Origin of the sequence: Methylovorus glucosotrophus, from assembly GCF_009858335.1 — a bacterium.
In the GTDB taxonomy this organism is placed as follows: Bacteria; Pseudomonadota; Gammaproteobacteria; order Burkholderiales; family Methylophilaceae; genus Methylovorus; species Methylovorus glucosotrophus.
Genome location: NZ_VMSE01000001.1, coordinates 395,358 through 414,807 on the forward strand (window position 1 = coordinate 395,358; position 19,450 = coordinate 414,807).

Genomic DNA, 19,450 nt, shown 5'->3' on the forward strand with positions numbered 1-19,450 from the left:
GGCTGCTTTGCTGTCTGGGGTAACAATACGGAATGTGTGTATGCCTCACACGCGACCTTGCCCTTGGGAGCCCATGTGTATATCGATACCACCACCCTCATTTTATTGAGCCTGATTACCGGCATTCCTTCGCTTTATTTTCTGGTGTGGGGAGTGAGGACCGGCCAGTTTGATCATACCGAGCGTGCCGCCTTGAGCATTTTTGATGAGAACGAACTGCAAAGTTACCGCCCATGGGAAAAACCTGCGCAACAGCAGGAGCGCATGCGGCTCGCAGGAAAAGATACCCTGCAGGTGGATCAGCGCTGGGAGCCGTGGCTATGAAAAATGAAGCCGGGCAGGCAGCGCGCCAGCCTGTTGCCGCTGAAGCCAATCCCATCTATGAAGATGCGCGACGCGACACGGTACAGGAGCATGACCACAACCGCATTACCCTCGCCCAGACCCAGGCATGGGATGCGTCATCACGCACGCCAGTGCTGTTCGGCTTTGTGATTGCCCTGTTATGGCTGATGGTGGGGACCTGGCTAGGCGATATCAGCAGCTTCAAGTTTGACTGGCCGGACCTGCTGGTTTCCGAGGCGTACCTGACGTTTGGCCGCCTGCGCCCCGCGCATCTCAATGTCATGGTGTATGGCTGGGCCAGCAATGCGATGTTCGCGGTGGCACTCTGGATCATGCCGCGTCTTTGTCATACCCGGCTGCACTGGCAGCGGGTGGCACTGGCAGGCATTGCGATCTGGAACATGGGGGTATTCATGGGCGTGCTGCTGCTATTGCTGGGAACCAGCGATGGCCTGGAGTGGCTGGAGTTTGACCGCTACAGCGCTGACCCCATGATGGTAGCCGGCGCGCTGCTGGTGGGCATGAGTGTCTGGAAAACCCTGCTCGCCCGCAAGGTACATCATCTGTATGTATCGGTATGGTATGTGGCGGCCTCGTTTCCGTGGTTTGTGATCATCTTTACCGCAGGCAACCTTCCGCTATACCAGGGAGTGGAGTCAGCCGCGGTGAACTGGTTTTATGCGCATAACGCGTTGGGCCTCTGGCTTACCACCATCAACCTGGGGCTGATCTATTACCTCATGCCCAAGATACTGGGGCGTCCGGTGTATTCCTACTGGTTGTCGCTAATCGGGTTCTGGGGGCTGGCTTTATTTTATGCCTTGAATGGCATGCATCATCTTATCGGCGGCCCCATGCCATCGTGGATGATCGCCACTTCCATTACCGCGAGCATTCTGATGGTGATTCCGGTCGTTGCGGTGGGTATTAATCAGCACATGACCGTGGTCGGCCGCTTTGGTGCCATGCGCTATTCCCCGGCGCTGACCCTGCTGGTGCTCGCTGCCATGGCTTACACCGCGGTGTCGTTGCAAGGCATCATGACGGCGCTGGTGAACATCAACCGGGTAACCCACTTCACGCACTGGACCATCGCGCATTCCCACCTGGGGCTGTACATGTTTGTCACCTTTTCACTGTTTGGCGGCATTTATTACATCCTGCCCAAAATCCTGCAGCGTGAATGGCCAAGTGCTGCGCTGATACGCGCACACATCCTGCTGATTGTGGCGGGCATGGTGCTGTATGTGGTGGCGCTGGGCATAGGCGGTGTGCTGCAAGGCCTGAGCCTGCTGGATGCCAGCCAATCATTCCAGGCATCGGTGGAGGCAGCCAAGCCTTGGTTGCTGACCCGTAGTGTTGCCGCCGTGATCATTACCTTGGGGCATATCGTGTTCTTCATGCATGTCATGTGGCTGCTATTGATGAAGACGGAGCCCGGCGCCAGGCCTGCGTCTCCTTTTCATGCCATCATCCCGGTGCTGGTGGAAGATCGTACCGGCGCCCATGAGGGCAAGCCATCATGACGCGGCTGACGGTCCTTATCCTTGGCGCGCTGGCCACGGTCATCTTTGCCCTCATTGTGCTGGTGATCCTGCCGCAGAGCATGCTGGGCAAGCTGCAAGCGCCGCCTGAACTCAAACCCTATACCCTGGAGGAAGCACGCGGGCGCGAAGTGTATATCGCCAATGGCTGCATTTATTGCCACTCGCAGCAAGTGCGTGATCCCAACATCACCACCGATATCGCCAAGGGCCTGGGTAACCGTGCCTCGGTGCCAGAGGATTATGTGCATGACAAACCTCACCTGCTGGGCACCATGCGCACCGGGCCAGACCTCTTCAATGTGGGCAGTCGCCTGCCTGCCAAAGAGTGGCATCTGGCACATCTTTATCAGCCACGGGCGCTGGTCAGCTGGTCCATCATGCCTGCTTTCCCTTTTTTGTTTCAGCACAAGGCGGTGGCCGAGTCGGGTGATACGGTGGTTAATCTGCCGCCGGCGTATGCCCCTGCACATGGCGTTATCGTGACGACGCCCGATGCCGATGCGCTGGTGGCGTATCTGCTCGCGCTCAAGCATGACTATGCGGTGCCGGTCGCCGGAGATAAAGCAGAAACAGAGAAAGACGCCTTGCCAATATCCGGATCGCAGGAGGGCAAGCCGTGAGCGAAACTCCCGATATGCAGAACAAGGGTATCCCTCAGGCCGCCCCGGAGGGTGAAATCTCCACGCTGGAGGTCAATGAGGAAGTCATGCGGGAAACCGCGGACCCGCATGAAGCATTTGATCCCGGCCCCAAGCTGTTTTATCTCTTCTGCCTGGTGGCGATCGTCGCGGCCAGCTTTTATCTGGGGCGCCACTATGGTGATTTCAGCACCATGCCCCACCTGGGTTACCAGCCGCCCCAACACGTGGGAGGCCCGGCCATGGCGAACAATGCGGCCAAGCCCCAGGTATCAGGGGCTGCCATTTTTACCAGCCGCTGCGCCAGTTGCCACCAGGCAGATGGCAAAGGCGTCCCGGGTGCCTTCCCACCGTTGGTGGAATCCCCTTATGTGCTGGGTGAGCCTGAGGTGCTGGTCAAGATATTGCTCTATGGCCTGACGGGGGAGGTGGAGGTCGAAGGCACGCGCTATAACGGCGTCATGCCAGCCTGGGCAAGCCAGCTCAACGACGATGAAATTGCGGCTGTTGCCACCCATGTGCGCACTAGCCTGGGCAGTAACAAAGCCGCTGTAGTTGCCCCGGATCTGGTGGCACGACTTCGGCAGGAAAACAGTCAGCGAACCACGCCATGGACCGCGCAGGAGCTTCAAGTGAAGAGCGGTGGTTCATGAGCAAGCTTGCCAATTTGCGTCATCTGCACAGGAGCTTACGATGAAAGCCCAGATCCAGACGTCCGAAACACCCCCGATCTCGCTCGCCGTTTCCGGGTTCTTTGATAACGAGCAGGCCATAGAACAAGCCATGCATGGCTGTCTGCAACGCGGGATTCCGCGCGATCTGATTGAAGTGGCGGTATCGCCACAAGCCGCTCCGCGCTTTTTTGGAGGCAAGACGGGCAAGCCCCGCGATAGCTGGTTCTCATGGGCCGGGCGTGGCGCATTGGCCGGCCTGCTGTTGACCGCGGCTGTCTCCTTGATACTGGTCATGCTGCCGGGTTACGCTACGTCGCGGAGCATGGCCGTAGTGCAATTGCTGGGACCGGATATCGGCGTGATTGCCGGAGCCGCGCTCGGTGCGCTTTACGGCATGCTGAAACCGGTGACGGTGAGCCCGCAATTGCAGCGCGTCAGCCAGCGTCGCGATAGTGCGCTCATGCTGGTGCATTTATTGTCCGTGCAGGAAGCCCGCATCATCGAGGGCGTGCTTAAAGCCCATGGGGCCAGTCAGGTAGAAGCCGAGCCTGACTCCCTTACCATGACGGCAACTGCGTAAGCATGGTGGTCGCCAGTAACAGCATGCAAGCGCAAAACACCTCATGGCTGAGGTAGTGGTCATAATCCGCATATTCCGGAGCGAGTTGCCCCAATATGCCGCGTAGCCTGGCAGCGGCCAATACCACGCCAGTGAGCGCCAACATCTTGATCAGCAATACCCCAAGATACGTCCATGCCAGGCCTTTATCCACGGCAAATTGCAGTGCCAGCCGCAAGGTGCCGGTGAACAAGATGCCGGTGAAAACAGGCAAGGCAAACCGGGAGTATGCCCGCAATGCAGGCAAGCCCACCCATGCCTGCCCGCCAAGGCGGTTCACCGCGAGCACCATCAGGCTTCCCAGCCAGCTTAGCGCTAGCGCCAGATGCGCAACATCCACCCAGAAGAGTACAGTCCACAGTCCCTGCTCGGCGGCATGTGCTGTCGCGCCGAGTGAGATCACCAGCCCCGCTAGCAGCATCAAAAAGGCGCGCGGTCCTGAGGAGTGGTAAAGGAGAAGGCAGGCCAGGGTAAGAATGAGCAGGTAAGCCATCCACCATTGGCCGATATGGGTATGCATCAGCAAGTCACTCGCCTGTTGCCAGGTAATCACGCTGTTACCCATGCGGGCAGGGCTTTGAAATGGATCGGCCTGATCAGCCAGTATGCCGTGCAGCACCATGAGAGCGCCGATGGCGCCCAGCCCCCAGGCGATGCCTGCCCAGACCTTGCGCGCTGCCAATGTGACGCCGAGCTGTTGCCAGATGCGAAGGCCCATCATTACTGCTACTGCGGTATAAGCAAGCGCCCGCCCCAGGGTTCCATCCAGCAGGTGTGCATGCGCCAGCAGTTCTTCCATGGATCAAGGCCGGATGGTAAAGCTCAGGGTGCCGGTCTGGTGATGTCCATCGGCGGACAGGATGCTCCAGCGCAAATGATGCTTGCCGGGGGGCAAGCGTGGCAATGCCGCCAGCATGCGTTTTCCCTGAACCGATGTCTCTTTCAATATGGACCATTTGTCGCCCTGCAGTATCTCAATACGGCTGAAGGCCGGCTCCACCGGTGCGCTGAAATCCAGAACAACCTGGGCAGGAGAATTAGCCAGTATTTCGCCGTGGCGCGGTTGCGCCGTGATCAGGCGGCTGTGGGCATGCGCAGTCGTAGCGCTCAGCAGGGCGCATAGCAGTAGGCACACGCTCATCCATCTATCGTGTGCGAATAGGCGGGGCTGTCTTGCTGATGAAATAATGCGTGCCAGTGTAAAGCGCATGGTTTACTCCCGCCACATAGGCTTCCGTGGATGACATCAAGCGATGAAGAGCAGCGTCAAAAAAAGCAAGGCATGCTGCCTTGCTTTGTATTCCGGAGCTTAATTCAGCCCCGTTTGCTGCATGTAAAGCCTCGTAGCGGCGAGACCGGCAGAGGTGTGATGCTGCCCCGGAGCCAGCCATTTCGCCATGTTGTGCATCTGGCGGCTCGGTTGGGTCAGCAGGGCAGGCTCTATCAGCGACTGCAAGGTGGCATAGGAGGTATCCGCCGGTCGTTGCCTGCTTTCCGTCATGCTTCTCTTGCGCCAGTGCTCGCCAAGTCTGGCCTGGCGTGGCAGCGTCTCCAGCACCTCGCCGGCCATCCAGTCATACATCAGCTGTTTTTCATAGGGAGTGAATACCCCGAACATGCTGGCATGTTCCCCTTCCATCAATTTCCAGAAGCGTGATTGCGCAGGGTCCTGGTGTCGCGTCATCCAGCCAGCATCCACCAGCGCAGGCAGCAGCTGAGGGATTTTTTGCGGATCAGATAGCCATTCATTGATGCTGTAAGCGCCGAGTTTGCACTGACTTGCATGCATGAATTTCCCCACCGAGGCTTTTTTGCGAAACACGGCAGTGATCTCGGTTTCGGCATCAAACTGCTGGATCAGCGCAGGCGTTGCCAGCCCCACCGAGTTAAGCGCCATGCCGCGCAATATGCGCATCATGAGTGCCTGGCGTTGCTGGCGTCTGGGCAAGGCTTCAAATACCGCCCAGGCGGCGCGCATGGCATGGCCGGTCATGGCGTTATCCACCGTGACATGCAGCATGAAGTAATAGGGGTCGATATTGAGCTCTTCCAGCTCGTGCGTGGTGATCAAAAGATGGAGCGGCAATTGCTCATAGGCCAGGTTGAAGCCGATGACTTCTGGCAGATAGCTTTCTGCATGATGGCCCAGCGCCAGCTGCGTGAGTCCTTGCACAAAATGGCTGTCATCCAGGGCATGCCACTCGGTATCGAGGTCATAACGGCGCAATAGCTGCTGATACAGCACGACATGGTTCTTGTCGCTGCGTCCTTCGCCCAGCTCTTCCAGATAAGTCTTGATGAGGGAGGCGTAGCGCGGATCATCCCACTGCCGTGTGAGGCCATAAAGCCAGGCACCGTCCACCATTTTGGTGGGGGCCACCTGCAACAGAAAATTCAGTGCATGCGATTTACATGAAAAATAGCGACGGGGCTCGCCGCGTTTGCGGCCTTCCAGGTATTCCTGATACTCCCGACCTGTGGCCTGTGCATTGCGCTGTATCCACGCCTGCAGGGCATGGGGCGAGTCTGCCAGCAGGGCATCGATTAATTCGGGATCTGACTCCATGGACGACGCATCTATGTGCGCCAGTTGCTGGGTCAGAAAGGCATTAGCCTGGTGTGAAGATTCCACATGGCGCTCTGCCGACAGGTCGGGATTAAGCAAATCAAAATACAGCGTTTTAATGGCGAGGGGAGCCTCGGCAGGCGCAGGTGGCGTGACAGCTTCCTCGTCAAATATTCTTGGGTCTCCGGGCATGTTGGTTCCTTCTCCTTAATGCGAAAAGTATGGGGGGAGTCGCCTCATCTGCTTATCCGCCCGGCTCCGAGATTGCTGTAAGACGGGGCTTACAGACGGTGCCAGTGGCTTTTGTTAAGCTGAGTCATGAATAGGTCGGCGCCTCAAGCTCCAGAAGGGTGCCAGGACGCTGTTTGATCACCCCATTGAAACCAGAGGCCAGCTTTGAACCCCGATGAACCCGCGAACCAGCCAGAGCCCGTCAATCCCGAACAGATCATGTCTTCCACGCAAGCCACCGCGTTGCGGGATTGGCTTGTTTATCTACGAGGCGTGAATTACCAGCATGTGGCGATTACTCCCTTGAGCCACTCGCGCATTTACAAGCGAGATGCCCAGGCCTGGGCTAAAACGGTACGCGACATCGTGGGCTGGGGGCGGCCCTTTCATGCGGACGTTGCTGGTGAGCCGTTGTTTGGCCTGATGGAAGCCGCTGATGTGTTGCAACCCGTGGAAATGGGCTGGCGTAGCAAGGTGCGGGTGGCTTCCCTGAACGGCCAGCTCTTCCTGCATTCGGCTTATCCAACGCTGGAGGCGTCGTCAGTATTTTTTGGTCCGGACACTTACCGCTTTGTCCGGGCTGTGCAGCAGTATGCGCAGACCCGGCAGCCGACGGTCAGGCGAGCAGTGGATATCGGGACAGGGAGCGGCGTCGGCGCGATTGCGCTGGCCGGTTTGTTCCCCGATGCCGAGGTGTTCGGTGTGGATATCAATCCGCATGCGCTGGCGCTGGCACGGGTGAATACTGCAGCCAATGGCTGCGAGCGGGTGCAGATGCTGCACAGTGATTTATTGCGGGATGTGGCGGGCGAGTTTGATCTCATTATTGCCAATCCGCCGTATCTGGTCGATGCCGCTCAGCGCAGTTACCGCCATGGCGGAGGGGCGCTAGGGGCCGAGCTTTCGCTAAGCATGGTCGATGCCGCCCTGACGCGCCTGGCGCCGGGTGGTGCGCTAGTGCTGTATACCGGAGTAGCCATGTTGGATGGGGCTGATCCTTTCCTTGCTGACGTGCAGGCGCGTCTGCAAAACCGGTCTGGATTTTCCTGGCATTACGAGGAAATTGACCCCGATATTTTTGGCGAGGAGCTGGACCTGCCACCCTATGACATCGCGGACCGTATCGCGGCCGTGGTGCTTACGCTGAAGCGCGAGGCATAGCCGCCATGCGCATATTGGGGATAGGCGAATATTGTGACCTTGCTGGCATGTACAGCCGTTTGGTGCAGGAAGGGCACGAGGTACGGGTATGGGTGGAAGATGAAGCCTATCGCGGCATACATCGCGGCCTCCTGCCGTTTACCGATGACTGGCACGATGAGTTGGACTGGGTGCGCGAAGCAGGCCAGGAGGGCTGCATCGTGTTTGAGTCTGCGACCAAAGGCGAGTGGCAGGATGCATTGCGGCGCGATGGATTTAATGTGATTGGCGGCAGCGCATACGGCGATCGCCTGGAAGGGGATAGGCTGTTTGGGCAGCAGGTCATGCAGGACATGGGGTTGGAGATAGCGCGTTGCGAGCGCTTTTACGATATGGAGGCGGCGATACGGTTTATCGAAACCCACCCCGCCCGCTATGTATACAAAAGCAATGGTGCGGATAGCGAGCGCACACGCAATTTTGTCGGAACGCTGGATGATGGCAGTGATGTCATCGCCCTGCTGGAGTTTTATCGTCAGCACTCACCTGCTACCGAGACTTCGCCGGTGGATTTCATGCTGATGGAGCATGTGCAGGGCATAGAGATGGGCATAGGCGCGTATTTCAATGGTACCCGCTTTTTGTCACCGGTCTGTCTTGATTGGGAGCACAAGCATTTCTTCCCGGGTGACCTCGGCGAATTGACCGGCGAGATGGGCACAGTGGTGACTTACACGGGTGGACAGTCGCTGTTCAAGCGCACCCTGGCGCATCTGGAAGAGGCACTCGCCGAGAGCGGCTATTGTGGCTATATCAATCTGAACATGATCGTGAATGAATCGCATATCTGGCCGCTGGAATTCACCAGCCGCTTTGGTTACCCCGGATTTGCCATCTGCAGTGCTTTGCATCGCCAGTCCTGGGCCACCATATTCAAAACCATGCTGGATATTGATTCCACCACCCTGGAGACTGCACCGGGCTTTGCGACTGGCGTGGTGCTGACCGTGCCGCCTTTCCCCTATGCCTATGGTTACGAGCAGCTGGCCAAGGGCATGCCTGTGCTTTTTCATCCAGACATCAGCGATGCAGAGCGCCAGCGCGTGTTTCTGGCGGAAGTGGAGAAGGTGGGGGACTATCTGGTGACCAGTGGCGTGAGCGGCTACATCTGCGTGGCGACCGGCACCGGTTTGACGGTGCAACAAGCCAACGCCAGTGCTTATGCGCTGGCGGGCAAGGTGATTGTGCCGAATGTGCGTTACCGCAACGATATAGGTCGGCGCCTGGCGAATGGCGAGCTGGAGCTGTTGCGCAAATGGGGATATATCGACGCCTGATCATGCGTTCTATATACCCCCTTTGCGCTGTTACTTTTCAACAGAACCCCAGGTGGCCTCAAATCGGAACTGACGCAGGTCCAGCTCTGGCCGTTCGGTTTGAAATTGCGCTTTGCCTACGCGATATGCTTCATCAATATCCTTGGCAGACAGCGAATGCTCCCAGATGGGGGTATCACGATGGGCGGATTTATCCCACGCGCTTATGTAGAACAAACCCATACGTATTCTCCTGAAATGAGATTGGCTGAATTGTTGACTGCCGCCTGCCAGAAACCCCGCAGGCGGCAAGTGCTTGCTTAATGCGAGCCCGAGCTGCTGCCTGAACCACTGGAACTGCCAGACGAGCTGCTGCCGGTGCCAGAACTGCTGCTTGTTCCTGTTCCGGCGCGGTTTGAATTCAATTCATCCGAACGCTTTGGGGTTTGTGTTTTTTCTGGCTGGTGGGTGCCCTTGCGCTGGCTGCCACTGCCGTCGGCCGGGGTCGATGTGGAGGTGCTGTTATCGCCCGGGGTGGCGTTGGTATTCGAGCCACTGTTGGTGCCTCCGGCAAAGGCCAATGGCGTTTGCAGGCATGCGAGCAGGATGCCAAGGACTAGGTGTTTTCCATGGATATTGGTTTTCATGATGCTCTCCTTGAAGTCTTGAGTTATGGAATGTATTGACTGTGCAAGGATGTATCGTGAAAGCTAAGCGCGACGGGCAACATCAAGGTATTTCTTATTGTGCTGTAGGAAAATCTAAATCGGGCGAAACGGGCTAACAAAGTCCTACAGCACTATAGGAGCTGACTCTCTCGCTGAGCATGCGTCTGATCTGTCATTGTGAATGCATGGTTTGCATGTCCGCATGCAACAGCACTGTTTACCAGATGATTTTTAGACGATATGGAGGTTTTGATATGTCAGTTTCTCATGCTATTTTGCCCGGCATGCCGGTGCTTTCCGCCCAGAACACCAAAGTGGGTACCGTCGATGGTCTCGAGGGTACCAATCTCATCAAACTCACCAAGGATGAGCAGGGCCAGCATCATTACATCCCCAAGGACTGGGTGGCTTCTACCGATAATGCTGAAGTGAAACTTTCGTGCGACGAAAAGCGCGCAGTGTCGGAATGGCTGACACAGCCCAACTGAAGCCACGGCTCGTGGCTGTATAGTTTCACGCCATAAAAAAACCCGCCTCAATGTGAGGCGGGTTTTTATTTATCAATGCCTGTTGCCAGGCGATTGAAACAGCCGCTTGATTACAGACTGAACACGTTCAGTGCACCGCCGCCAGGAGCAGCGTTGTACTTGGTCAGTTCCTTGTAACCACCCGCTGCACCCAGTGCGTCGGAGTCGTTATCCAGGCCCAGGTTCATCGCAACACCAGCCCAACCGCCGATACCGGACAGTACGCCAACGTATTGCTTGCCCTTGTTGCTGTAGGTGAAGGCATTGCCGATCACGCCAGAACCAACTTGGAACTTCCACAACAGCTTGCCGGTTTGTGCATCCACTGCCTTGAAGTCACGTTCCAGAGTGCCGTAGAACACGAGGTCAGAAGCTGTTGCCAGTACGCCGCCCCATGAGGAGAACTTCTCCTTGTTGTACCAGACGGCCTTGCCCTTCAATGGATCCCAGGCTTCGAAACCGCCCATTACGCCATCAGGACCAGCAAACATGGTCAGGCTTGCACCCACCCATGGCTGACCAGCCACATACTTGGATTCCACTGGCTCGTAAGTCATGCAAACGTGGTTCAGTGGGATGTACATCAGACCAGTCCGTGGCGAGTAAGCCATAGGCTGTTGGTCCTTGACACCCAGCGCGGCTGGGCAGATACCCTTGGCGTTGTAGTCTTCGTGTGTGGAGTAGCGCGCATCCTTTTGTGGCACGCCAGACTTCAGGTCAACCTTGGTTGCCCAGTTGATGAAGGGGTGAGCCTTCTCAGCCACCAGCAGGGTGCCGTTGGTGCGGTCCAGGGTGTAGTTGAAGCCGTTACGGTCAGTGTGGAAAGCGTACTTCTTGTCGCCCTTGTCGAACAGCACGATTTCGTTGATGCCGTCATAGTCCCACTCGTCGTGAGGGGTCATCTGATAGCCCCACTTGGCGATGCCGGTATTCAAGTCACGTGCGAACAGCGTCATGGACCACTTGTTGTCACCAGGACGTACGTCAGGGTTCCAGACGGATGGGTTACCAGTACCGTAGTACACGTAATTCAGTTTTGGATCATAGGAGAACCAGCCCCATACGGAACCGCCGCCGTGTTCCCAGCCATTCTTGGTGGCTTGTGGCTTCAGCCAGGTGCGGGTGCCCAGTTCTTTTTCAGGGTACTTCAGCTGGTCCTTGGTCAGTGCCTTGAACGAGCCACCTTCCTTGTTACCACCATTCACGTCCTGGTAAACAGACAGCGCGTTGTAGTGCGGGTTAGCCTTGTTGAAGTCTTCGCCGATCAGCACTTCGCTGTCAGGACCTGTGGAGTAAGCTTTCCAGGCTAGCGAACCATCTTTCAGGTTGTAAGCGGCCAGGAAGCAGCGCACGCCGAATTCGCCACCAGAGCAACCGGTCAGCACTTTATCCTTGAAGACGTGAGGTGCGTTGGTGTTGCTGGCGCCCAGCTTGGGGTCTGTGTTCTTTACGTCCCAGATCTTGGCGCCGGTCTTGGCATCCAGGGCAACCAGCATGCCGTCATTCTGTTGCAGGAAAATCTTGCCATCGCCAAATCCCAGGCCGCGGCTGACGTTATCGCAGCACAGAACAGCTTGTACGGATGGGTCTTGCTTGGGGAAGTAAGTCCAGAGAATCTTCTGGTTGTCGTTCAGGTCCAGCGCGTAAACGTTGTTCGGGAACGCAGTGTGCACATACATCACACCATTGATCACCAGTGGGGAACCTTCGTGACCACGGTTAACACCGGTGGAGAAAGTCCATGCGGATTTCAGGCTCTTAATGTTGGATTTGTTGATCTGGTTCAGCGTGCTGTAGCCTTGGCCATTGTACTGACCACGTGGGCCAGCCCAGTTGGCAGGGTTAGCCATTGCGGCTTCCTGGTCGGCTGCAGCAAATGCCATCATGGGCAGGGCAACGGTCATACCGACCACGGCGCCCAGTGCCAATTTCATCTTGCTCATCTTTAAAATCTCCATTGTTTAAGTCTTGCGCCACCATAGCTGGGGTAACGGGGTTGAGCCCCTTTTTCTGACCAAACCTTAATATGTAACGAGAATTAAGGTTTGAAGCGAAGGACTGTAACGAAACGTAAATTGGATGGCGTGAGCCAGATGAAATAACTTTTGGGGTCCACATGGTCCAGTGTGATATTAATCACATGGGCCAGGTGCAGTGAATAGGTGGCAGCATGCTGCATCTCACGAAGAGTGATTGCCTTGGCAGGGCGATCAGGCGGGCTTGAGCGCGGTTGACATGCCGAACTACATGCAAAAACGGCAGTCACAACAAGTACAAATTGTAACATTTGATATACAAATTGCTACATTTAAAACAGCGGCCAATGAGCGACAATTCATAAGCTGACTTCACAATGAAATGTTCCATGCTGGATGTTGTAAATCTGATCATTCCTGATCACCTCAAGGTGCAAAAGGCATGCCCCGCATGATGCCATCCGTTGCCCCGGAAATGCGGCGCACCTGGAACCTGAATATAGACTTCAGGCCCTTTGAGCCAGGTACCGCGCTGTATCTGCAGATTGCTGAGCAGATCATCGAAAAAATCCGCCAGGGCCGCTTGCCGCCCCGAACGGTCATGCCCGGTAGTCGCGAGCTGGCTGCCATGCTGAACGTCAATCGCAAAACCATTGTGCTTTCTTACGATGAACTGATTGCACAAGGCTGGCTCACCACCCAGCATCGCCGCGGCACCTTTGTTTCCGAGGCGCTTCCATACCCTGCCAAAACCCAGCTGCTGGAAGTGCCTGAGCAAGATCTGGCGTTTTCATCCCATGGCCAGGCCATGACCACCTTACCAACGCAAAAGTACATGCTGCTGTTGAGTGAGGGCTTGCCAGACAAACGCGTAATTCCCTATGACAAATATATCCGGGCCTCCAAACGGGCCATGGCAAAAGTCGCGCGCACTGCCACGATGGATACACCCGATTACAAAGGGCAGCCCATCTTCCGGGAGGCTGTCGCCTCCCTGTTGCATGAGGAATGTGGATTCAATGTTGGCATTGAGCATCTTTGCCTGACACGCGGTTTGCAACAGAGCATCTATATCAGTGCGCGCGCACTTATCTCGCCAGGTGATTACGTCATTTTTGAGCGATGGTGCCCATCCGAGGCACTCAGTGTCTTCGAGTCATTGGGTGCGCGTATTCTGTTCGCCGATATGGATGGCGCCGGTGTAAGGGATGACGATGTCGAAATGCTGTGCCGACACCATCCGGTCAAGGCCATTTTCGTGACGCATCAGGTGCAGTACCCCACCACAGTCTCTCTGCCGGTTTCGCGACGCAAGCGCCTACTCAGATTGGCTGAGGAACTCAATTTTCACATCCTCGCGGCGGATTACTCCCAGCAACTCTATTTCAATCGACCCGCCATGGCGCCAGTGGCGACGGGCAATATGCGCAAGCGCATCATCTACATAGGCGCATTGCCCAGCATCCTGCCTGCAGACAGGCAAGTCGGCTATATTGCCAATACTCCCCAGTTTATTGATAAATGTGCGCGCCAACGTCAGTTGATGGGCCAAGTGGATGATCCCGTCAGTCAATCCGCAATCACCGAGCTTATCCAGACCGGGGAGTTTCATCGTACTGCGCGTCGTGCCTCGCGCATCTACAACCTTCGCCGACTCAATACGGCAAATTTGCTGGCAGAGCAGCTGGATGATCTGGTGTCGTTTCATATGCCAGAGGCCGGCCTGTTTTTCTGGCTGACCCTGAAAACACCTGTCCCGGTTCAGGAGTTGATTGATAAAGCCGAGCAAGCGGGCATTCAGCTGATCCAGCATATCCACTATGCCGGTGATAGCGGCAGAGTGCCAGGTTTGCTGCTTGGATATTCACATCTGGATGATTTTCAAATGAAAGAACTTATCCAGAAAATCAAACAAATTCTGGTTCCCTTTGGTGAGTGATTTAGGTCACTAAAAAACAAGAAACTACCCCTCCTGAAAGATGGCTGAAAACAGCCACTTCCTTACGGCTGAAAAAACGCTCCTCAGCAAAAAAATATACATACAGTCGCCGTCAATTTTTTCACTGGCAAAAAAAGCCATTTTTTATTCCTTCGCCTCATTTTCAGCTTTTCTTCTTCCTGCGTTTTCTGATGAATGCCATTTGTGCATTGAATCTAATTAAATTAATTAAAATCATCATGTTGTAAGTTTATTCTCATTTCATTTTTGAGAGATTTTAACTAACTGATCAACCCGATGAGTAAAGTTGGGTTTCAGAATTGTGACAGTCTAAAAATGCTCGAACAGTGAGCACTCAGCCGTGTTTTCGGATGCGGAAAGTAAGCGAGTAATCACGGTGTATCACCCCCTCTGCCAAGCCCATTTTTCTTAAATTTCCATCCGCCACATTGCCCCTTGGGGCTATTTATCCTGTTTTTGTATCTGGGAATACTCCGCATCGTAAATAAATCCCTCCGGAGTGTTCATATGAAATCCAGATTATTAGTAGCAGTTCTATGCATGTTGGCAGTACAGGTGTCATTCGCTGAGGCGCCAGTCTCAGCTGCTACCGCATCTCAACAAGCCGTGACCGTTAATCTCATCCAGAACAAAGTCATCAAGGATGAAAAAGGCATCGAGAAGCGCATCGAGGCCTCCTCTGTAAAACCCAATGACGTTATTGAGTACCGCGTTACTTACAAGAACGTCACAGACAAGCCAGTTAAAGGTTTGATCGCCAATCTCCCCATTCCTGATGGCCTTGAATATCAGGCCAGCAGCGCAAAACCATCACGCAATGCAGTCGTGGCTGCAGAAGACGCAACATACAGCCGCGAGCCCCTGGCAAAAAAACAATCTGATGGGACCACCAAATTGGTCCCCTATAACGAATACCGTCACGTCCGCTGGGACCTTGGCACCCTGGCACCTGGCGCTTCGGTTGAAGTCGTCGCACGTGCCAAGGTCGAGGCATTTTCTGCCAAGACTCCGGCATTGGCGGCGGTGAAGTCCACTGCAAAGTGATGCTTGGAAGGGCATTCAAGCGATGGCAATTGTTCGTGTAATCCGTTCTGGCATCTCTTCAGTAGCCGAACTCATCTTTAACCACTTTGGGAGAAATTAAAGTGAAAACTGTAAGCCTACCAAGGATTTCTGGAAAAATTCCAGGCAAGGCCTCTTCCAGTTTTTTTGCATCCAGCGGTTTAATCAGGAAGTCAATCGCTCCTTTTCGAAATCCGCTGGCCACTTCGTGCACATCGCTGGCACCGCTGATTAAAATCAAAGGGAGATGAATGTTGGTGTCGTGCAGCGCGTCCTGCAGTTCTAGCCCCGTCATTCCGCTCATCTGGTTGTCGCAAATGATGCAAGAAGGAGAAGTGAAAAGCTCTTCTCTTTGTTTAATGAAATTGATTACCCCGATGGCAGAATCAAACACGTGACAGTTGTATCCCGTGAGTGTGAGAAAGCGCGAGATGGATGTGTTAAATGCTGGATCGTCATCAATGATGATGACATTTTTGCTATTAGTGTTAATAGATTCCATATTGATACATACTTTCCCGTTTAATTATTCTTAAAAATGGATGTATTGCTATACGCTAATCTGCTTATTGAATCGTATGGTGACTTTTGCTCCTCCTTCCTCATTGTTCGTAAATTGAATGTCACCGCCGTGCTCCAGGATGATGGATTTGGAAATAGCCAGCCCCAGGCCTAATCCATTTTCCTTGGTGGTGAGATACGCCGTCCCCGCCGCGCTTGGGTCTGAAAAGCCCGGCCCGGTATCTCGTATTTCTATGCATGGTTGTTGATCCTCTATCCCCGCGCTCACATACACCAACCTTGTGCTAGAGGTTTTGCAGGCATCAATACTATTGCGGTAAAGATTGATCAACACCTGGGTAAGGGGGACGGAATCGCCCAATACCATGATGCGCTTGGGCGAGATGCTGAACAGGAAATCCACATCCGACTTCTTTGCATAGGCGGAGATCAGCTCATAAGCAGACGCGATCAGTTCCACTAAATCCACCTGGGTGGGCGTGGTAGCCGTTGGTTTGATAAATGAACGGATATTGCTGAGGATGCGCGATGCAACTTGCGCCGAGAGGGTGATGCGTTTGGCGGCAGAGACAATATCCGGGTCTGGATGGGTTGATTGAAGCAGCAGGCGTTCTGTCAGCTGGGCTTCGAGCAGGATGGTGGACACTGGCTGGCTGATTTCATGGGCGAGGTAAGGTGTTAGCTCGGACAGGATCTTTTGCCGGTCTGAGCGCGCAATTTGGGAAAGCAGCATGTTTTTTTCCGGGGAGTTCCCGGTGGAGAGGTCATGGGGGAGGGCTTTGGCTGTCGCAGCATTGGCCGAGTGGAGCTCAAAAAACATGACCAGGTATACGAACTGGCTGATCACGGCTGATAACAGCAATCCGCACAAGACAATATGCTCATGTGTAAGTGTGTAAAACGCATTGGCATGCAGGCCCTCCAGGCTGGAAAGCTGCAACATGCCCAGCAAGGCCGGGATGTAGGTATAGGCTAGCCACTTTGCACTCTGGACGTTTTTTTGCTTGTAAATGCTGAAGGCAAGAAAGGATAGGTAGCAAAGCCAGCTTGCGTACACAAACTGAATAAAGGCAATAATGAGTGCACCCTCACCATATTGACGCGTCAATTCGAAGCATGGATAAACCGCGATGGAAAAAAACAGGGGAATTTTTATGTCCATTTTTTTGCCAAGCTCCATCTGCAGTGCCTGGGCGCAAAAAATAAAAGCCACATTGATCACAAGAAACCCGATTCTCGACTCCACTCCTCCAGCGGTATCGTGTATCCCTATTGCCAGCAGCAGCCCGGCAAGTATCCATTGCCCCAGGCACCAGCAGTGAGTGCCTGCGGTGCGTCTATTCCCCATCAATGCCCACATGACAATAGGGAGCAGGTAATTTGCAATCGACGTTAATAACAAATCAAAGTGTGCAGGATCGTGGTGCATGGTAGCCCAGGGATTTTTATTCTTGAGTTCTTGAACATTAGATGGGTCTGCCCTGCAGGGTAATATCCCCTTGGGGCAGTGTTGGTGTTAAAGCAAGAATTATTCTCCTTTAATTGTTTTTACTGAGTGATTTATTGTGTAAAGCTGATTAAATATTTCGCACATTGACTTCTCCCATTGTTAATTTTAAGTCGAGTAATAATGTAGATTATTTTGGTAATAATTCTACGGAAATTCTCCTTAATGACTTTCTTCAATATATCTATATCTTGACAATATCTTTTTGAAATTTAGTGAACAAATTTTGATGCATAAAATACCTATTCAACTATGGTGGGGAAGTTATTTGTGAAGTTTATATTTCAGGAAATCCGTGCTTCATCAATCTTGAGCAAAATGTGCTGGCGAGCTATTTAATAAAATTTAATTTTTAGTCATTTCCCGCTGCGAATATTGCTAACGATGGTGGGTTCAACGGTTTTTTTTTGCGAGTGATGCGTCAGGGGATATTTAGTGTGTGGCGTTGGCTTAAGCGAGAGCTCGTTAAGCGCAGTGGATGCGGGCGGTCAGGCTGGCGCAGTTTTGCAACTCCACCAGCCCTATGTTTGTTGTTATACGCCCGCTGCGTGAGCCTGCTGATCTGCGTGGTAAGAGGAGCGCACCATGGGGCCGCATGCCGCATGGGTAAAGCCCATGGCCAGCGCTTCTTGCTCAAATTGCGCAAAGCGTTGAGGGGTGACGAAGCGCAATACGGGAAGGTGGTGTGGGCTGGGTTGCAGGTATTGCCCCAGTGTCAGCATGGTTACGCCATGCTTTCTTAAGTCGCGCATAACTTCGAGGATTTCCTCGTCGGTTTCCCCCAGGCCCAGCATAAGGCCAGACTTGGTTGGGACATTGGGATGTTGTTCGCTGAAGGCTTTGAGCAGGTCGAGTGAGTTCTGATAGTCCGAGCCTGGGCGTGCCTGTTTGTAAAGCCGTGGCACGGTTTCAAGGTTGTGATTCATCACATCCGGTGGCGCCTGGGTAAGAATCTCCATGGCACGGTCAAGGCGCCCACGAAAATCCGGTACCAGAATTTCGATCTGGATTGCAGGGGAATAGCGACGTACCGCTTCTATGCAATCGACAAAATGCTGCGCGCCGCCATCCTTGAGGTCGTCGCGGTCTACACTGGTGATGACGACATAGCGCAAACGCATCTGCGCGATAGTACGCCCCAGGTTTTCTGGTTCGTTAACATCTGGCGCAAGTGGCTTGCCGTGTGCAACATCGCAGAACGGGCAGCGGCGCGTGCAGATGTCGCCCAGAATCATGAAGGTGGCAGTGCCGCCGCTGAAGCATTCCCCTATATTGGGGCAGGATGCCTCTTCGCACACCGTGTGCAGATTGTTCTCGCGCAATACCTGCTTGATCTCCTGAAAGCGCGCACTGTCCGGCACTTTCATGCGTATCCATTCCGGCTTGCGCATGGCGGGTTGCGGCACAATCTTGATGGGAATACGCGCTGTTTTGGCCGCGCCGGTTTCCTTGACGCCCGCTACCTTGCGCGGCGGCGTGGCGGGGGGCGGGGTGATTTCCAGGGTATCGCTCATAGGGCTTCGGTTCTCAAGAATTCGTTTTCAGTATACCCCAGCTTGCCCGCCAGCAATTCCAGCAGGCGCTCGCCAGCCTGCGTGGGGGTGAGGGGCAGGCCCAGGTCACGTGTTTGCGTAACGGGCATGCCTTTATAGCCGCAAGGGTCTATCGCGCTGAAGGGGGCCAGGTCCATGTCCACATTCAATGCCAGGCCGTGATAGCAGCGCTGCTGCTTGATGCGCAGGCCCAGTGAGGCGATCTTGGCATCGCCTACGTAAACGCCGGGGGCGTCAGCGCGGGCGTAGGCGGTGACCCCATGCTGTGCCAGCAAGTCGACGATGCTTTGTTCCATGGCATTGACCACATCGCGTATGGTCCAGCCTTGCCGCGCAAGGTCCAGCAGCAGGTACATCACCACTTGCCCGGGGCCGTGGTAGGTGATCTTGCCACCACGGTCGACCGGCAGCAGCGGAATGTCATTGCGCAGGGGCGGCGTCGCATCGCGACGGTTGAGTCCCAGCGTGTAGATCGGCGCATGCTCGGTAAGCCACAACTCGTCGGGCGTGTCGGCGTCGCGGCGGGCGGTAAAGTCCTGCATCGCATGCCAGGTATCTTCATACCCGCTCAGGCCGAGCCGGCGAATATGCAAGGGCAT

The 19,450-nt window shown here is 54.7% G+C and carries 20 protein-coding genes; 10 read left to right on the plus strand and 10 right to left on the minus strand.

Annotation, left to right across the window (positions count from 1 at the left end; translation table 11 throughout):
- The first annotated feature begins 36 nt into the window (after positions 1 to 36).
- Genes ccoS through FNL37_RS01755 form a run of 5 tightly spaced genes read left to right on the plus strand, consistent with a single transcriptional unit; the run spans position 37 to position 3,784 of the window.
- The gene (gene ccoS / locus FNL37_RS01735; RefSeq protein ID WP_159354923.1) at positions 37 to 324 is read left to right on the plus strand and encodes a cbb3-type cytochrome oxidase assembly protein CcoS; all 288 of its coding nucleotides are present in this window, start codon (positions 37 to 39) and stop codon (positions 322 to 324) included.
- Complete coding sequence (locus tag FNL37_RS01740) at positions 321 to 1,871, plus strand: cbb3-type cytochrome c oxidase subunit I (protein ID WP_159354924.1); 1,551 nt, start codon at positions 321 to 323, stop codon at positions 1,869 to 1,871. The genes ccoS and FNL37_RS01740 overlap by 4 nt, the downstream gene beginning before the upstream one ends.
- Complete coding sequence (locus FNL37_RS01745) at positions 1,868 to 2,512, plus strand: cbb3-type cytochrome c oxidase subunit II (protein WP_159354925.1); 645 nt, start codon at positions 1,868 to 1,870, stop codon at positions 2,510 to 2,512. The genes FNL37_RS01740 and FNL37_RS01745 overlap by 4 nt, the downstream gene beginning before the upstream one ends.
- Positions 2,509 to 3,183, plus strand: a complete 675-nt coding sequence (locus FNL37_RS01750; protein WP_015831038.1) for a c-type cytochrome — start codon at positions 2,509 to 2,511, stop codon at positions 3,181 to 3,183. Before FNL37_RS01745 ends, FNL37_RS01750 begins: the two co-directional genes overlap by 4 nt.
- Before the next feature lie 40 nt (positions 3,184 to 3,223).
- Positions 3,224 to 3,784 (plus strand): hypothetical protein, encoded by a 561-nt coding sequence (locus FNL37_RS01755; protein ID WP_159354926.1) that lies wholly within the window; start codon positions 3,224 to 3,226, stop codon positions 3,782 to 3,784.
- On the opposite strand, the gene FNL37_RS01760 is transcribed toward FNL37_RS01755, so the two are convergent.
- The 3 genes from FNL37_RS01760 to FNL37_RS01770 all read right to left on the minus strand — a co-directional run bounded on the left by FNL37_RS01760 (position 3,762) and on the right by FNL37_RS01770 (position 6,581).
- On the minus strand, positions 3,762 to 4,622 hold the full coding sequence (locus FNL37_RS01760; RefSeq protein WP_159354927.1) for a hypothetical protein: 861 nt from the start codon (positions 4,620 to 4,622) through the stop codon (positions 3,762 to 3,764). The two genes, FNL37_RS01755 and FNL37_RS01760, sit on opposite strands and share 23 nt — an antisense overlap.
- A gap of 3 nt (positions 4,623 to 4,625) precedes the next feature.
- Complete coding sequence (locus FNL37_RS01765) at positions 4,626 to 4,958, minus strand: copper resistance CopC family protein (RefSeq protein WP_159354928.1); 333 nt, start codon at positions 4,956 to 4,958, stop codon at positions 4,626 to 4,628.
- Positions 4,959 to 5,132: 174 nt separating this feature from the next.
- Entirely contained in the window at positions 5,133 to 6,581 is a 1,449-nt protein-coding gene (locus tag FNL37_RS01770; protein ID WP_159354929.1) for an iron-containing redox enzyme family protein, read from the minus strand.
- Between the two features lie 258 nt (positions 6,582 to 6,839).
- On the opposite strand from FNL37_RS01770, the gene FNL37_RS01775 reads away from it, so the two are divergent.
- Together FNL37_RS01775 and FNL37_RS01780 are read left to right on the plus strand one after the other, a co-directional pair.
- Positions 6,840 to 7,781, plus strand: coding sequence for a methyltransferase (locus FNL37_RS01775; RefSeq protein WP_244948179.1), 942 nt, complete (start codon positions 6,840 to 6,842; stop codon positions 7,779 to 7,781).
- A gap of 5 nt (positions 7,782 to 7,786) precedes the next feature.
- Complete coding sequence (locus FNL37_RS01780) at positions 7,787 to 9,097, plus strand: phosphoribosylamine--glycine ligase (RefSeq protein WP_159354931.1); 1,311 nt, start codon at positions 7,787 to 7,789, stop codon at positions 9,095 to 9,097.
- Positions 9,098 to 9,127: 30 nt separating this feature from the next.
- On the opposite strand, the gene FNL37_RS01785 is transcribed toward FNL37_RS01780, so the two are convergent.
- Entirely contained in the window at positions 9,128 to 9,319 is a 192-nt protein-coding gene (locus FNL37_RS01785) for a hypothetical protein (RefSeq protein ID WP_013443263.1), read from the minus strand.
- A 77-nt stretch (positions 9,320 to 9,396) separates the two neighbouring features.
- Positions 9,397 to 9,723 (minus strand): hypothetical protein, encoded by a 327-nt coding sequence (locus tag FNL37_RS01790; protein ID WP_015831031.1) that lies wholly within the window; start codon positions 9,721 to 9,723, stop codon positions 9,397 to 9,399.
- A 275-nt stretch (positions 9,724 to 9,998) separates the two neighbouring features.
- Between FNL37_RS01790 and FNL37_RS01795 the strand changes: the two genes are divergently transcribed.
- Positions 9,999 to 10,232 carry a DUF2171 domain-containing protein gene (locus FNL37_RS01795; RefSeq protein ID WP_013443261.1) on the plus strand — a complete coding sequence of 78 codons (234 nt, stop codon included), beginning with the start codon at positions 9,999 to 10,001 and terminating at the stop codon, positions 10,230 to 10,232.
- A 110-nt stretch (positions 10,233 to 10,342) separates the two neighbouring features.
- Here FNL37_RS01795 and FNL37_RS01800 read toward each other — a convergent pair whose 3' ends face one another.
- A complete protein-coding gene (locus tag FNL37_RS01800; protein WP_015831030.1) occupies positions 10,343 to 12,214 on the minus strand; it encodes a methanol/ethanol family PQQ-dependent dehydrogenase in 1,872 nt (623 codons plus the stop codon).
- A 484-nt stretch (positions 12,215 to 12,698) separates the two neighbouring features.
- Between FNL37_RS01800 and FNL37_RS01810 the strand changes: the two genes are divergently transcribed.
- Complete coding sequence (locus FNL37_RS01810; protein ID WP_041370206.1) at positions 12,699 to 14,186, plus strand: aminotransferase-like domain-containing protein; 1,488 nt, start codon at positions 12,699 to 12,701, stop codon at positions 14,184 to 14,186.
- A 528-nt stretch (positions 14,187 to 14,714) separates the two neighbouring features.
- Positions 14,715 to 15,251 (plus strand): DUF11 domain-containing protein, encoded by a 537-nt coding sequence (locus tag FNL37_RS01815; RefSeq protein WP_015831025.1) that lies wholly within the window; start codon positions 14,715 to 14,717, stop codon positions 15,249 to 15,251.
- Positions 15,252 to 15,309: 58 nt separating this feature from the next.
- On the opposite strand, the gene FNL37_RS01820 is transcribed toward FNL37_RS01815, so the two are convergent.
- From FNL37_RS01820 to lipB, 4 genes are all read right to left on the minus strand, one after another.
- The gene (locus tag FNL37_RS01820; RefSeq protein WP_159354933.1) at positions 15,310 to 15,771 is read right to left on the minus strand and encodes a response regulator transcription factor; all 462 of its coding nucleotides are present in this window, start codon (positions 15,769 to 15,771) and stop codon (positions 15,310 to 15,312) included.
- A 48-nt stretch (positions 15,772 to 15,819) separates the two neighbouring features.
- Complete coding sequence (locus tag FNL37_RS01825) at positions 15,820 to 17,220, minus strand: sensor histidine kinase (RefSeq protein WP_159354934.1); 1,401 nt, start codon at positions 17,218 to 17,220, stop codon at positions 15,820 to 15,822.
- A gap of 611 nt (positions 17,221 to 17,831) precedes the next feature.
- Positions 17,832 to 18,812, minus strand: a complete 981-nt coding sequence (gene lipA / locus FNL37_RS01830; protein WP_159354935.1) for a lipoyl synthase — start codon at positions 18,810 to 18,812, stop codon at positions 17,832 to 17,834.
- The gene (gene lipB / locus FNL37_RS01835; RefSeq protein ID WP_159354936.1) at positions 18,809 to 19,450 is read right to left on the minus strand and encodes a lipoyl(octanoyl) transferase LipB; all 642 of its coding nucleotides are present in this window, start codon (positions 19,448 to 19,450) and stop codon (positions 18,809 to 18,811) included. Before lipB ends, lipA begins: the two co-directional genes overlap by 4 nt.